The following is a 13312-nucleotide window of genomic DNA, read 5'->3' as shown; positions in this document are numbered from 1 at the left end:
TCAAACTCTCCAATAAAGATGAATTTCGCAGCATCGTTAAACGCTGTGTAACTCATCGGGGTATTGAAAAGAGCGATAAGCTCATTTTGAATCTGACGAGATTAAACATCTCATTTGTGTTCCGGTTTTCATACAGCCAGATGGCATGTACCAAAAACCTTCACGTCACTCTGCAAGCAGAATGTTTACTCACTCGTTGTTCAGTTTTCAAAGATCAAACTTGTTCTCGCCGCTGTAACTAGTTCGTTTCAGCAACTCTTATATAATATCATGTCCGAACCATCTTTGCAAGTTCTTTTTTTCAAGTTTCTTTCGAAGCTTGTTTTCAATTGCTTGCCGCACCGTGTAAGCTGTGTTCTTGGCCGGAATTAGAATATACCATGTATGACATAACAATGCAACACTTATTTTAAAATTATAAAATCCCATCAGATTCCCTCATATAGACTAGGACTTATATCTTTATACAAATGAACTTTAAGACACCATATCCAACTTATGAAGCTGTGTAATACCCTCACGACCTCGCGCTCATTTCACAAACCGAAACCCGATAGAAACTGTAATATAGCATCAGACGAACGTTCACAGCTGTACCACAACATTTATCAACATAATAAATACAGGGAAGCCGCGTATATGATCATCATAATGTTTCAACCGACCAATAACACAACTCCCCTGCAACATACCTTATAAATCATACTTGTTCCCTCTGAGCACTTCCGCTTCCTTCTATAGAATGGATTTCCCTAACAAAGATGCAATTAATCCAACACCAAGCCGTGCCGTATGCCGGTTCTGATCAAGTAACGGGTTCACTTCCACCAATTCCATAGATACAACCTGATTGCTCGTAGCTAAACACTCCATTGCAAAATGCGCTTCTCTATAACTCAACCCACCCGGTACAGGTGTCCCCACCCCTGGCGCTTCACGCGGATCAAGGCAATCCATGTCAAAGCTAACATGAATACCGTCCGTCCCATCTCCCGCAATCATCATCGCCTGATCAATGACGTGTTGCATCCCCATTCGATCAATATCATGCATCGTAAAAGCTCGAATGCCCAATGCTCTGATCTGCTCCTTCTCGTACTCATCCAGATCACGAAGTCCGATATACACCAGATTGGACGGATTCACAAAGGAACCAGCACCTCTGATCTGCGACAAATTAAAAGCCGAATGCCCCAGAAACGCAGCCACGCTCATTCCATGCATATTCCCAGTCAAGCTATGTTCTTCGGTATTCAAGTCTGCATGAGCATCGAACCAGATCACACCTAAATTGCTGTAATGAGCAGTTAACCCGGCCAAAGTACCGATGGCTACGCTATGGTCTCCCCCAAGTACAACTGGAAAGGCTCCCTCTTCGAGAGCAGATGCTACTTCTTGACACACATGCTCACTGACCTGCTGAACCTCATTCAGATACTTTACTGTCTTGCGCCCAAGTGAAGTTGCTGATTGTGTAGGACAATCCACACGCACCTCTCTATTCAAGGGAAACCCCAAACTCGCAATTTCACGCTTTAACCCGGCGGTGATCAGTTCATCAGGGCCTAACTCGGCCCCATTTCTAGCACCAGCTAATCCAAAAGGAACTTTAATCAGAGCCACTTCTTGTTGATGAGTCTTTACATGGCGAGTGTCCTGACCAGATACATTTGGTATCCCTTGCTCCCGCGCAGCCAAAACATCCTCATTCTTCATAAAGTATCGCTCCTTTTCATCGTTGTCGAATTATAGTCCACTGATGCCACCTTAACTTTACGATGAAGCATCACTAAGCACTTCTTTAATGATCTCTATAGCCCAATCAATCTCAGATTCCTTAATGGTTAGTGGGGGAGCAAAACGAATGGTTGTTTCATGCGTTTCTTTACAAAGTAACCCCGCCGACATCAGACGTTCGCAATAAGGTCGTGCAGGACCATCAAGCTCAACCCCAATGAATAGACCTTTGCCCCGAATTTCCCGAATGGCAGAGCTCTGAATACCTTGAAGTTGTTTCATAAAATAGTTCCCCAGCCGCTCTGACCGCTCCGCAAGCTTCTCATCTTCCAAAACATCCAAAGCGGCAACTGCTACCGCACAGGCAAGCGGATTACCCCCAAACGTAGAACCGTGTGATCCCGGCTCAAACAGATCCAGGATGTCTGCTTCGGCAGCGATCGCCGAAATCGGCATCACACCGCCCCCAAGCGCTTTGCCCATAATCCATATATCTGGTTCGACAGCCTCCCAATCAGAGGCGAATCGGCGCCCCGTTCTCCCAAATCCGGTCTGGATCTCATCCGCCATGGTTAAGACTCGCTGCTGTCTGCATATCTCAAACGCCTCGGACAAATATCCAGCTGGAGGAATAATAATTCCCGCTTCGCCCTGAATAGGCTCGACAAGGAAACCCGCCGTATTCGGTGTAATCGCTTGTCTCAATGCCTCCAGATCACCGTAAGGGATAATTCGAAACCCAGGTGTGAACGGTCCAAAATCCTTTTTATATTCAGCGGAGGAAGAAAAAGAAGTAACCGTCAGGGTTCTTCCATGAAAATTGCCAGAGCATACAATAATTTCAGCCCGATTTTCAGGCACTCCCTTGCAACGATATGCCCATCTTCGTACAGCCTTTATCGCTGTTTCAACCGCCTCAGCTCCTGTATTCATAGCTAATATTTTGGATTTACCCGTAAACGTGGACAGTTTTTGATAAAATATCGCTGCAGCATGGCTGTGGAATGCCCGTGATGTCAATGTGACCTTGTCTGCCTGATCTTTCAACGCTTGAATAATGACAGGGTGTCTATGTCCATGATTCAGTGCTGAATACGCACTTAACATATCCATATATCGGCGGCCTTCAGGGTCCTCTACCCACACCCCTTCTGCCTGCTCAATGACGATGGGAAGTGGATGATAATTAGGCGCAGCATACGTTTCCGACCATTGAATGAACATCTCGGTATCTGGCATTCCTTCACAACCTTCCGCATAATATTGTATACAAAATACAGTAACAGTGTATGCGAGTTGATCTGCGTTTACGACTTGTTTCCTCTTTTTCCGCATCCGCCCTGTTTGTATACCAGCACTCCAACATATCAAAATAGCTTTATCTTTCTTAAAGATGAACCACTAGCCCTCGGATGAAGAACTAGAGTGAACCCATTATAAATTTGTATACAATATACATAATATGATATGCGCTTGTTTATATCTTTAATAGTAGCAAACCCATACGAGGATGACAACGCTTTTTCGATCATTTCCATACTATAATTCCATAAAATGTTTCCTGAACATTGCGACTTATGTAGCTCCCCGCATGTGAACTTTGCTTGCCCAACTCCCCCCTCGATGGTAAGATGATAAAAACTTGAAACACCCGGAACAGCGCGCCCTGTATGGCTTCATTAACCATTGATCGTCACTATACATATAGAAGGGAGAATTTGTATGGAGGTTCCTAAATACCGTTCCTTGAAAGATCACGTATACGATTACATCGCTCAGAAGATTCAGGACGGGACACTACTTCCCAACCAGAAGATTAACGAAGCCGAAATTTGCAAAAAGCTGGATATCAGTCGCACCCCTACCCGGGAAGCTTTATTTCAGTTGACCTCTGACAATCTATTGCAATATATCCCACGCAGGGGATTTATTGTTGCTCCTTTTGACACAAGCAAAAAGCTTGAATTCTCGCAGGCCATCGGTGCACTGGAGGCATTAGCCGCCACGCTTGCAGTGGATCACCTCAAAGCGTCAGAACTTATAGAAATGGAAGCCCTGATCGCCCGTATGGATGAAGATATCAATCAACTCGATCTGGCTGCCTACAGCAAAGATCAGTATCTGTTTCACAACCTATACATCCAGCGCTGCGGCAACGCTACCGTCATCGAAATGTTGAACACACTTAAGAATAGCTTTATCCGTCAATCCTATGTCAGTGATAACAAGCCGAAACTATCCGAGGTGCTACATGAAGTCAATGAGGAGCACAGACAGATTTTAAGTGCGTTTCGTGCGAAGGACAAACCACAGCTGGAAGCACTGCTCAAACATCACTGGCGTATTATTGATAACGACATGCTGTAACCTATAGTCCCAGTTGCATTTAGAGCGCTTGTTGTACTCATTGCACTAGAATTCCCTTGATGCAAAACTTTCTAGCCCCTACTTATAAACGTAAGAGGCAACCCACATCATAACGAAGGTGGGTTGCCTCTTTTTCAATTCGTCCCAGCTTCTATAGGAACTCTCGCCGTAAACACGGCATATCCCAGCCTTTTTCCGTACCTCAGAAGCAACCGGTCATTGGTACGACTCATTCGCTGTATATTTTTATCCTCAATCCAGTTCATATCCATCTCTCGTAAAGGGTCGTGATCGACTCCCCACTTGCCCATTGTACGCGATTGCTCCTTCACTTCAACTTTGGAGAATCCGCATCCCCTCAGTTGTTTCTTCCAAGCAGACACCGTTGCCAGTGTACGTATCCCATAAAATCGCTTCAGTCTGCGACTCATCAGCTCTGTTTTCCTTCCCGATAAAACCATTTCCCGATCGACAAGTAGTCCTCCAGGTTTTAGCACTCTTCCGTACTCAGCCAGCGCTTTGCGCCATGAGGTGAAAATCGTGACCGATTCGATAAACACCACGTCCACGTGATTATCTGGTAAGGGTAATGCCGTAGCGTCAGCTTGAATAAAACGCACATCAACCCGCTCTTTACGCGCACGCCTTACCGCTTTATCCAGCATGTGACGGTGCAGATCAACTGCAGTTACGTTGTACCCCTGACGGGCCAGATAACATGCTGTTCTTCCCGTACCACACCCAATCTCCAGAACATGAACCCGAGCAGGAAGCGATAATGAATCAAGCAGTTGCAGTGTGGCCGAAAATCCACCAGGATGAGCACTTCCTTCTCCTAAACGAGCAAGCAAATCATGATAATCCATGACTCCCCCTCCTTCCCTCCCTCCAGTCTATGGAACAAACCGAAAAACGGCTCCTGACTATGGAGAGAACCGGGTACTCGTCCATACCAATCCACTCGATTCCTACTATGATATACAAACCGTTGATTTCAGGCGGCAAACCGCAACTATGAGGGGGATATGCATGCACAGAATTCATCCGGTATGTGAAGAAACGGTGTCACCGCATGTGGGGCGCCCTGTCTGTCTTGTCATGAGAGACGGCACGCATATGTATGGTACACTTGGAGGCTGTCGGGACGGGAAGGTCTACTTGAATGAATGTTTTCAAGGTCCGCGCCTGTCTTCCGTCCAATCCAAGCAACAACTGCGCAGAGTAAGTAAAAAGAAATTATCATCAGCCAGAAAAGCTAAATCTTCAGCTTATGGTGGCTACCCATATGGCGGTGGATACGGCGGTTATGGCGGTTACGGATACGGAGCTGGCTATGACGTTGCCCTGATTGCTACGTTGTTCCTTCTTCCATTCTTATTTATCTAAATCTCAAAACAATCAGCTATTGTATGTATATTAGCAATCAACAAAACCTCTTCTTGTCCAATTACGGAACATGAAGAGGCTTTTTTCTGCAACAAAAAAGGCATTCGCCTTAAACGAATGCCAGGATGTTCTTATTTAATTCCCTACCTCAGTCACGGACGTTCACTTTATCTAAAAAAAAACACCTCGCGAGAGGCGGGTAAGCTATATTAAATCCGATTTCCTTTAGACATCGTTTTCAGGTTACTATTCGAATTCTCAAGCAATGGCAGCATCCTAGTCGTGCTCACCATCTCAGAAGCACATATTGGACAAGTAGGTACGGTATCAAACGCAAAATTGTCCCGCATCCATCCTTTGCACGTATCACTCGTACATTCCCAGATTGCCGCATCTGCTTGTGGAATTTCTTCCAACGGTTTTTTGCGATTATACATGACTTCTACCCCCTTTGTTATGGAAACACATCTTACTGACGTTATTTCACAAAAGCCACTGCTTAGCGGAAGTGTAACATCCGCCGAACTTCTGCCTCGACAACGGTTGGGCCAACTTCATCTATAAATCAAAAAAAAGAAGCTGCCTTTATCATTATAACATGTTAAAGGCAGCTATGCTTTAATTACAGTTTTACAACTTCTTCTGCTTGAGGACCACGGTTTCCTTGTACAATTTTAAATTGCACGCGTTGACCTTCGTCCAGCGTTTTGAAGCCTTCGCCTGTAATAGCGCTGAAGTGTACGAATACATCTTCTCCGCCTTCAACTTCGATGAAACCGAAGCCTTTATCAGCGTTGAACCATTTTACTGTTCCGTTTTGCATGTGAATTACACCTCCAAATAAAGATTAACATGTTCCTTTGTTCTTTGCAGCAAGCAAATAAAAATTCACACATTGAAAAAGGTACCAGTCATAAAATATAAGTGATCGCCCTTTACAATATGTGAATTAGGTTTTCCACTCTGCTCTGTACAACTTGATTCTTAGTATACCTCTAATTGATTCAAAAAGCAAATCATTGTATTTTCTTTTCAAACAGCTTTGGAAATACCTGTTTATTATCTTCATGCCATGATCAGTCTGTGTTGTCCCCTGTGAAAGATCGTCTTTCTGCGGTCTTATGAAAGGATATGCAGTTCCCATCCAACTTATACATGATTTGTGAAAATGTTCTGTCGTGCATATCCATCATACTCAGGCCACTACTGCCCATCTTACTCAGAGTCAATGCAACAATATGTCCGCACCCGACTTAACTACACAACTAAGTCCATGCCCACATAAAAGCATCGCGATCCCAAGCAACCCGCCCGCCATGAAGCTTGCGAAATGCTTTTTTCACCTCTTTGGACAAGGAAGCATTACCGTTCTCATTAACAAAAACAAAATGCTCTCCGTAATGAGTTCTTACATATTCTATTGCTACTTCCTGACGAAGTGTGCCTGTAAACTTAATCTCAGAAACCATCCATTCAGCTACGTCCTGCGCCGTCTTTTCCATTCTTTCACCTACCGTTCTTCAATTACAACGTGGTCAATCTTTTCTTGCCTGACTTTCTACTGTCTAAAGTATACCACGATTGTGGAAAATACGAAAAATAGGAAAGGACAGCGTTAGAACGAAGGAAAGATAAACGTTCTACAATCCTTTTCAGAGCAAGTGTACCCATTCCAAAGAGAGCGTAATATAATACCTTGCATGAACAGCTTGAATGCTTCGTAAGGGAGGTTACGGTCCTTTATTATTTTCAGCAGCGTAACAGCTCTATCAACACGTTATGAATCTTTAGTCATAATATAGTCATTCCTATCCTTATGTCGATATGGATAAAAACATAAAAAGTAACAAAAAAGAGATACATCTAATTGTATTTTACCCTAAAATCAGGTATGGCTTATCCCTCTGCCTGTCCATTATAGTAAGACTTAAGATTTAAACTGCAGGGGCGCCTCATCTATTTAGCGTCAAATGACTATGAAACTTAGATAACGATGAAATTGATAATGCATATCGAGTCAGGGAGGATTTTATGAAAGCATTTTTTCAACGATGGGGACATCTGCTGGCCATTCTATGTATACCACTTCAAGGCTCCATTTATATGTTCCTAGGTAGTCAAGCGGGAAGTGATGTATTTTACAATTATGCCTGGATTGATACACAAATTCCTTTTATCAAAGAATTTATTATTCCATATGTCAGCTGGATGCCTATTCTATATCTAAGCTTTCTCTATCTTGGTTTAACGAATAAGTCGTTATTCTGGCGGACACTGCTCATTTATAACGTCGGGGTGATGGCAGCCAATGTTTGTTTTGTGGTATTCCCCTCGTATGTACCACGTCCGGAAGTGACTGGAACAGATCTAAGCAGTGTACTTGTGCAATTCATCTATTCCAATGATGCGCCTGTGAACTGTTTTCCAAGCGTCCATTGTTTAACAAGCTACATGTTGTTCATCATTCTCAACCGACATCTGAACGTTAAACCTGCCGTGCGAATCTTCGGCTCCGTCTGGCTATGGCTCATTATTGCTTCAACTGTCTTCGTCAAACAGCATTCCATGCTGGACGTCGTTGGTGGCATTGCTTTTGCTGAAGCCGCTTATTGGACAGTTCATGTCTTTGCCAAACGTCTGGGACAGACCGCAAAAAACAGCAAGCAACCACTCCGATCCACGCAGCCAAGCCGAAATGCATAACGTAGTTCCAGGACAAACATTATAGATAAAAAGGTTGCGACATGGTACATTTCAACAATAACAACAACAAAACAATAATGAAGAGGGCTCAGGTGCCCTCTTTTTTTTATTGCATTCTTCAGACTAAAGTTATTGATTATAAATTCCACTAGACCAGTACGGGCTATCATTCGTTAGATAATCGGGGGACGCTCATGCAAGAGATCGGATGGTGGGCTGCCCATGAGCCGTTTGAATATGCGGTAAAAATAAGACAAATCCCGATAGCCGAGAAATTCGGCAATTTCCTGAATGGAGAGCTGCGACTCGGTGAGCAGGTACAGAGCCCTTTTCATCCGTTGGTCATGAACGTACTCGCTAATCGTCTGATTCGTTACAGTTTTGAACAGGGAGGCCGCATAATTGGGAGACTTTCCGATCTCGTCACCAAGCTCTTCCTTAGTTACCTTCTCCCGATAATGCTGCTCAATATACCGTTTCATCCGTTCCACGTACCGATGCCTCTCTGGCGGAATGATACCGCGATCGAGTTCCCGGTTAATATAAATTAGGACTTCCATCAATAAGGCCTGGCTCATCATGACATAATAAGAAGGACACTCTTCCCATTGTTGCTGAATGCCCTTCATTCGCTGATGAATCAGTTCGTAACAGCCTGGTTTATGCCTTAATGGTTCACGTTGTTCGAGTGCAGGCAGTTCTGCAGTCTCATTTTGCCTCAACAAAATAACAAACTGGGTGTGCGTAACCGTAGGAATACTCTTTCCATAATAGGGTGTCCCACCGGGAATAAGTAACAATTCACCCTTTTCCATGATCTGTTTATCTCCGTTCACCCAATATACACATTTTCCATATGTAACCAAGCTTAGACGCCAAATCCCTTGTGGTTGCACGGCTTCTTCGTACCACCCTACGCCATTCACATGATGTACTTCAAGTGGAGTAACCATATAACACCTCATTATCGGACTATACTCTAATCATTGTACTATAGTTCATATCGTGATTCGACAGAAAACGCTACAATGTACACATAAGCACTAAATATGAGGAGGATATTAGCATGTTGAAAACCAAAATTATCTGTACTATGGGACCTGCTTGTGACTCAATCGAAACGTTGAAAGTAATGATTCAGGAAGGTATGACAGTTGCCCGTCTAAATATGGCTCATGGAGAGCTGGAAGATCACGTGGGACGGATTAACAATATCCGTACAGCTGCTGCTGAACTGAACAAATATATCCCCATCATGATGGATATCAAAGGACCGGAAGTACGGATTGGTAAATTAAAAGAAGCTTCGGTTCACCTGCAGGCAGGTAAAGAACTTACGCTGACTACTGAGGATATTCTTGGCGATGTAGAGCGTATCTCTGTAAACTATCCTGAATTGAATCTGGTTGTTAAACCAGGAGATCGCATTCTGATTGACGACGGCTTGGTTGATCTGACTGTATTGTCTGTTGAAGGTTCAGAGATTCACTGCAAAATCATCAGCGGCGGTATCCTGAAACCACGTAAAGGCGTGAACCTACCGGGAATCAAAACGACTTTGCCAGGCGTAACCGAGCGTGACGTAATGCACATCGGATTCGGGATCGAGAACAACATCGAAATTATCGCAGCATCCTTTGTTCGTAAAGGCGATGACATCCGTGAAATCCGTAGCATTCTCAAAGAACGCGGTCAAGACCATGTACAGATCATCTCCAAAATCGAGAACCAAGAAGGCATGACCAACCTGGATGATATCATCGAAGCATCCGACGGCATTATGGTAGCTCGTGGTGACCTCGGGGTTGAAGTGCCCATTGAAGACGTACCGATGATGCAAAAAGAAATGATCGACAAATGTAACAAAGCTGGCAAACCGGTTATCGTCGCTACACACATGTTGGAATCCATGCAAGTAAATCCTCGTCCAACACGTTCTGAGGTAAGTGACGTGGCAAATGCGGTACTGCAAGGCGCAGACGTTGTAATGTTGTCTGGCGAATCCGCTGCTGGTAAATATCCGATCCAATCTGTTCGTACGATGGCTGCTGTTGCACGTCGCGCAGAAACAATGATCGATTACAAAGAACAATTCAACCAAAAATCTGCGCAACAAGTGGCAGACATTACCGAAGTCATCAGTCAGGGAGCAGTGAGTTCTTCCCTCGTTCTGAATGCTAAAGCGATTATTACTTCGACAGAGAGTGGTTTCACCGCTCGCATGATCTCCAAATATCGTCCAAAAGCACCAATTATCGCAGTCACTCAACATGAGGAAGTGCTGTCCAAAATCTGCCTGCTCTCCGGCGTTATTCCTGTAATGGGTGATAAAGTGACAACAACGGATGAAATGTTCGAATCTGCAACACGCAATGCGATCAAAACAGGTTACATTGAAAAAGGTGACATTATCGTATTGTCAGCTGGTGTTCCAATCGGCCAATCCGGTAACACCAACCTGATTAAAGTACTGCAAGTATAATTACGAATCGCGGCATAGCGAAAAAGTATGAAATCAAAAATCCACCGGGATGTGAAATCCGGTGGATTTTTGATTTTCCTCTTTTACTTACTACATAAAAGTTGAACGAGAAAAAATCGATCTGTTTTTTTACACAGAAACGGAGAGGACAGAAAAAACCTGGAAAAGCGAAGCGCTCGCCTAAAAGCTTTCTGCAAGAAAGCTACATCGAAAGCATACGCTTATCACCAGATTTTCCCCTTTAGTAAAGGGAACAAAAAAATCTGGGGATAACAGCGATTGAAAGGTTATTCTGTCATCGGAGTGTTCCGTGTAAACACCTTACTTCGATTAACATCGTTCTACAAGTTGCGCGAATAGTTAACCAGATCCTGTGACATATTGTTGATCTCATCCATTGAGGCATTGACCTGTTGTGTCAGGGCTGCCTGATTCTGAGTCAATGTGGACATGTTGCCGATATGCTGCAAAATATGATCAATTAACGTTTTCATTTTCTGCATGCTATCTTCAATGTTGACCGTTGCCTCCGAACTGTGATCAGCTAACTTCCGCACTTCCCCGGCTACAACGCCGAAGCCCAAACCGAGCTCGCCTGCACGTGCGGCTTCGATGGCTGCATTCAAACCGAGCAGATTCGTCTGGCTGGCAATCTCCCGAATAAACGCTGTAATACTCTTCGTATCATCCACACTGTCCCGCACCTGCGTTGCCGCATCAGCGGATAACTCCTGGGCGTTGACCAGCTCCTGAGCCTGATCTGTAATCGAGTTAATGCCGCGTACCATCTCTTCAATGGACTCGGACAATTGTTTTGTTTTCAAATTCATCGCTTCAACAATGACTTCTTTGTTCTTCTGGTGAGTCACATCCCGAATTGTCCCGGCAACACGAAGCGGTACGCCATTCTCGTCACGAATGGTTTCACCACCCGCATGATACCAGCGATACTCCCCGTCTTTCCGTTGCAAACGGTAGTCAAGGTCATACGGCGTTCTACCACTATAGTCATTCATATGTTCAGCAAATGCATTAATCGTACGGTCATGGTCTTCAGGGTGAAGACGACTGCTCCAGCTACTGAATATGTTCGGGAAATCTTCTTCATTCTTGAAACCGAGTTCTCTGCGGAACTGTGGCGACCACCAGAATTCATTGTTTGGATTGACCACATCCCCAGCAACGACCGTCATATCCCACGGCGCCTCTACAAGTGCACGGTTGACGAGATCATAACGGGTAACAAGCGCCTCGAGTTCATCTGACTTGATCTTCTCCTCATGAATATCGAACATCACCCCGATTAACTTAACTGGAGCACCTGCAGCATTCCTCACAAGTCGTCCAAGGCATCTGAACCAGCGTGCTTCTCCATTCTTCAAAAGCATACGGCTTGTGATGTTATATCCCGCTCGGTCACTCGGATCATTAACATGTCTCGTAATCTCCTGCACAAGCTGTGGTCTGTCCTCTGGATGTACGGATTTAGCCCAGCTCGCGAACTCATTAGGAAATTCCTTCGAATTACTGTAACCCAGCATCTCACGGAACTCCTTGGAGAACGAAATGATATTATTGTTATCCAGCGGATCACCCGCAACGATCTCCGACTCCCATATACCCACATGGAGCGCTTGATTCAACATGGTAAGACGCATCTGTGCATTTTCATATTGTGATTGCATCAGTTGTACTGCTTTCTGAATATTTTCCAAAATTTCATCATGTGCATCAGCGTCTGTCCCACTCCAAAACTGGCCATTCTGAGCGTTCTCAAGCAGACGACGGCTGTAACTCAGCAATTGTTCACGTGAATCTATACGATTTGGTTTGCTTACTTCACTACGTTTTAAAAACATCGCGGTATCCCCTCTTATGTAAGGTGTCTTTATATATTCTTCGACATATATTGACAAGAAGTGTAGGTCTAAAGTCTCCAATGTAAAAAAAAACGCAAATCCCCCCTCAGTTGGAGAAGATCCACGTTGTTAGATGACTTCCTGTTTTTTGTTTATACCGATTTACGTAAATATAATTTTCTTCCTACCAACCAAAATTAAGCGTTTTGCCCGTCTCTACCCATGTCTTGATACTACTTAGAATCATCCACCAGCTATTCTGTGCGTTGTCAAAGGAAGGATGATTGTCTGTAAACTGATCATTGATCAGCGTCAGCTTCGTACACTCCCCCACAGTCTCTAACTGGAAGGTGACTCTCGATTGGAGCTCGGCATGATTGGAATGATAGGAGGGCCCTGGATGTTCTAGGTAGCTAAGTGTGGAGAGCGGTTCAAACTCCAAAATCTCACCATATACATGAACGGTTTCCTCACCATCATTACCCGGCCCAACATAAGCAAAGGGCTGTCCAGGTTGAAAATTCGAGCGAAGCTCACTGCCAAAGAAGCTACTACGCGTACCCTCCGAGGAAATCAGGGCATTCCACACTTCTTCACGTCCTGCATTGATATAAAATTCATATTTTAGATCCATCAGTTGCGCACTCCCTTTCATACACTCAAAATACGGCTTTTCTCCCGCATTTCTATCCTATCGTTATACCCAATGCCCGTATTGTAAAAACGCGACAACGACGAAATATCCGTTATACTATAGGAGATCCATTGAACCGAATCC

At 44.2% G+C, this 13312-nt stretch carries 13 protein-coding genes; 4 read left to right on the top strand and 9 right to left on the bottom strand.

Features of this window, described 5'->3' with window-relative positions; genetic code table 11:
• Positions 1–735: 735 nt before the first annotated feature.
• Both rocF and H7T88_RS10425 read right to left on the bottom strand, forming a co-directional pair.
• Positions 736–1716 carry an arginase gene (gene rocF / locus H7T88_RS10430; RefSeq protein WP_221788354.1) on the bottom strand — a complete coding sequence of 327 codons (981 nt, stop codon included), beginning with the start codon at positions 1714–1716 and terminating at the stop codon, positions 736–738.
• Positions 1717–1773: 57 nt separating this feature from the next.
• Positions 1774–2976 carry an ornithine--oxo-acid transaminase gene (locus H7T88_RS10425; protein ID WP_221788352.1) on the bottom strand — a complete coding sequence of 401 codons (1203 nt, stop codon included), beginning with the start codon at positions 2974–2976 and terminating at the stop codon, positions 1774–1776.
• Positions 2977–3459: 483 nt separating this feature from the next.
• On the opposite strand from H7T88_RS10425, the gene H7T88_RS10420 reads away from it, so the two are divergent.
• Complete coding sequence (locus H7T88_RS10420) at positions 3460–4104, top strand: GntR family transcriptional regulator (RefSeq protein ID WP_154960770.1); 645 nt, start codon at positions 3460–3462, stop codon at positions 4102–4104.
• Between the two features lie 134 nt (positions 4105–4238).
• Here H7T88_RS10420 and H7T88_RS10415 read toward each other — a convergent pair whose 3' ends face one another.
• Positions 4239–4970, bottom strand: a complete 732-nt coding sequence (locus H7T88_RS10415) for a class I SAM-dependent methyltransferase (protein WP_221788351.1) — start codon at positions 4968–4970, stop codon at positions 4239–4241.
• Positions 4971–5133: 163 nt separating this feature from the next.
• On the opposite strand from H7T88_RS10415, the gene H7T88_RS10410 reads away from it, so the two are divergent.
• Positions 5134–5490 carry a hypothetical protein gene (locus H7T88_RS10410; RefSeq protein WP_090924969.1) on the top strand — a complete coding sequence of 119 codons (357 nt, stop codon included), beginning with the start codon at positions 5134–5136 and terminating at the stop codon, positions 5488–5490.
• 209 nt (positions 5491–5699) lie between these two features.
• On the opposite strand, the gene H7T88_RS10405 is transcribed toward H7T88_RS10410, so the two are convergent.
• The 3 genes from H7T88_RS10405 to H7T88_RS10395 form a co-directional block, all read right to left on the bottom strand.
• On the bottom strand, positions 5700–5927 hold the full coding sequence (locus tag H7T88_RS10405) for a cold-shock protein (protein WP_090924970.1): 228 nt from the start codon (positions 5925–5927) through the stop codon (positions 5700–5702).
• A 185-nt stretch (positions 5928–6112) separates the two neighbouring features.
• Positions 6113–6313, bottom strand: a complete 201-nt coding sequence (locus H7T88_RS10400) for a cold-shock protein (protein WP_024633772.1) — start codon at positions 6311–6313, stop codon at positions 6113–6115.
• Between the two features lie 442 nt (positions 6314–6755).
• Positions 6756–6992, bottom strand: coding sequence for a DUF6953 family protein (locus H7T88_RS10395; RefSeq protein ID WP_090924971.1), 237 nt, complete (start codon positions 6990–6992; stop codon positions 6756–6758).
• Between the two features lie 529 nt (positions 6993–7521).
• On the opposite strand from H7T88_RS10395, the gene H7T88_RS10390 reads away from it, so the two are divergent.
• Positions 7522–8193, top strand: a complete 672-nt coding sequence (locus tag H7T88_RS10390) for a phosphatase PAP2 family protein (RefSeq protein ID WP_090924972.1) — start codon at positions 7522–7524, stop codon at positions 8191–8193.
• A gap of 173 nt (positions 8194–8366) precedes the next feature.
• On the opposite strand, the gene H7T88_RS10385 is transcribed toward H7T88_RS10390, so the two are convergent.
• The gene (locus H7T88_RS10385) at positions 8367–9146 is read right to left on the bottom strand and encodes an AraC family transcriptional regulator (protein ID WP_221788350.1); all 780 of its coding nucleotides are present in this window, start codon (positions 9144–9146) and stop codon (positions 8367–8369) included.
• A gap of 113 nt (positions 9147–9259) precedes the next feature.
• Here H7T88_RS10385 and pyk point away from each other — a divergent pair, with 113 nt between their 5' ends.
• On the top strand, positions 9260–10675 hold the full coding sequence (pyk, locus tag H7T88_RS10380) for a pyruvate kinase (protein WP_090924974.1): 1416 nt from the start codon (positions 9260–9262) through the stop codon (positions 10673–10675).
• Between the two features lie 341 nt (positions 10676–11016).
• On the opposite strand, the gene H7T88_RS10375 is transcribed toward pyk, so the two are convergent.
• Together H7T88_RS10375 and H7T88_RS10370 are read right to left on the bottom strand one after the other, a co-directional pair.
• The gene (locus H7T88_RS10375; RefSeq protein WP_221788349.1) at positions 11017–12534 is read right to left on the bottom strand and encodes a methyl-accepting chemotaxis protein; all 1518 of its coding nucleotides are present in this window, start codon (positions 12532–12534) and stop codon (positions 11017–11019) included.
• A gap of 184 nt (positions 12535–12718) precedes the next feature.
• Entirely contained in the window at positions 12719–13168 is a 450-nt protein-coding gene (locus tag H7T88_RS10370) for an SRPBCC family protein (RefSeq protein WP_221788348.1), read from the bottom strand.
• Between the last annotated feature and the right edge of the window lie 144 nt (positions 13169–13312).

The sequence above is a fragment of the Paenibacillus cucumis (ex Kampfer et al. 2016) genome (assembly GCF_019748695.1).
GTDB classification, from domain to species: domain Bacteria; phylum Bacillota; class Bacilli; order Paenibacillales; family Paenibacillaceae; genus Paenibacillus; species Paenibacillus polysaccharolyticus.
Note: the sequence above shows the minus strand (reverse complement) of the source record. Positions and strands in the feature narration are given on the sequence as shown.

What these genes read in the sequence shown, in the direction of transcription:
- rocF (WP_221788354.1), bottom strand. Translation starts at nt 1,716, where the DNA reads ATGAAGAATGAGGATGTTTTGGCTGCGCGGGAGCAAGGGATACCAAAT.
- H7T88_RS10425 (WP_221788352.1), bottom strand. Translation starts at nt 2,976, where the DNA reads ATGCCAGATACCGAGATGTTCATTCAATGGTCGGAAACGTATGCTGCG.
- H7T88_RS10420 (WP_154960770.1), top strand. Translation starts at nt 3,460, where the DNA reads ATGGAGGTTCCTAAATACCGTTCCTTGAAAGATCACGTATACGATTAC.
- H7T88_RS10415 (WP_221788351.1), bottom strand. Translation starts at nt 4,970, where the DNA reads ATGGATTATCATGATTTGCTTGCTCGTTTAGGAGAAGGAAGTGCTCAT.
- H7T88_RS10410 (WP_090924969.1), top strand. Translation starts at nt 5,134, where the DNA reads ATGCACAGAATTCATCCGGTATGTGAAGAAACGGTGTCACCGCATGTG.
- H7T88_RS10405 (WP_090924970.1), bottom strand. Translation starts at nt 5,927, where the DNA reads ATGTATAATCGCAAAAAACCGTTGGAAGAAATTCCACAAGCAGATGCG.
- H7T88_RS10400 (WP_024633772.1), bottom strand. Translation starts at nt 6,313, where the DNA reads ATGCAAAACGGAACAGTAAAATGGTTCAACGCTGATAAAGGCTTCGGT.
- H7T88_RS10395 (WP_090924971.1), bottom strand. Translation starts at nt 6,992, where the DNA reads ATGGAAAAGACGGCGCAGGACGTAGCTGAATGGATGGTTTCTGAGATT.
- H7T88_RS10390 (WP_090924972.1), top strand. Translation starts at nt 7,522, where the DNA reads ATGAAAGCATTTTTTCAACGATGGGGACATCTGCTGGCCATTCTATGT.
- H7T88_RS10385 (WP_221788350.1), bottom strand. Translation starts at nt 9,146, where the DNA reads ATGGTTACTCCACTTGAAGTACATCATGTGAATGGCGTAGGGTGGTAC.
- pyk (WP_090924974.1), top strand. Translation starts at nt 9,260, where the DNA reads ATGTTGAAAACCAAAATTATCTGTACTATGGGACCTGCTTGTGACTCA.
- H7T88_RS10375 (WP_221788349.1), bottom strand. Translation starts at nt 12,534, where the DNA reads ATGTTTTTAAAACGTAGTGAAGTAAGCAAACCAAATCGTATAGATTCA.
- H7T88_RS10370 (WP_221788348.1), bottom strand. Translation starts at nt 13,168, where the DNA reads ATGGATCTAAAATATGAATTTTATATCAATGCAGGACGTGAAGAAGTG.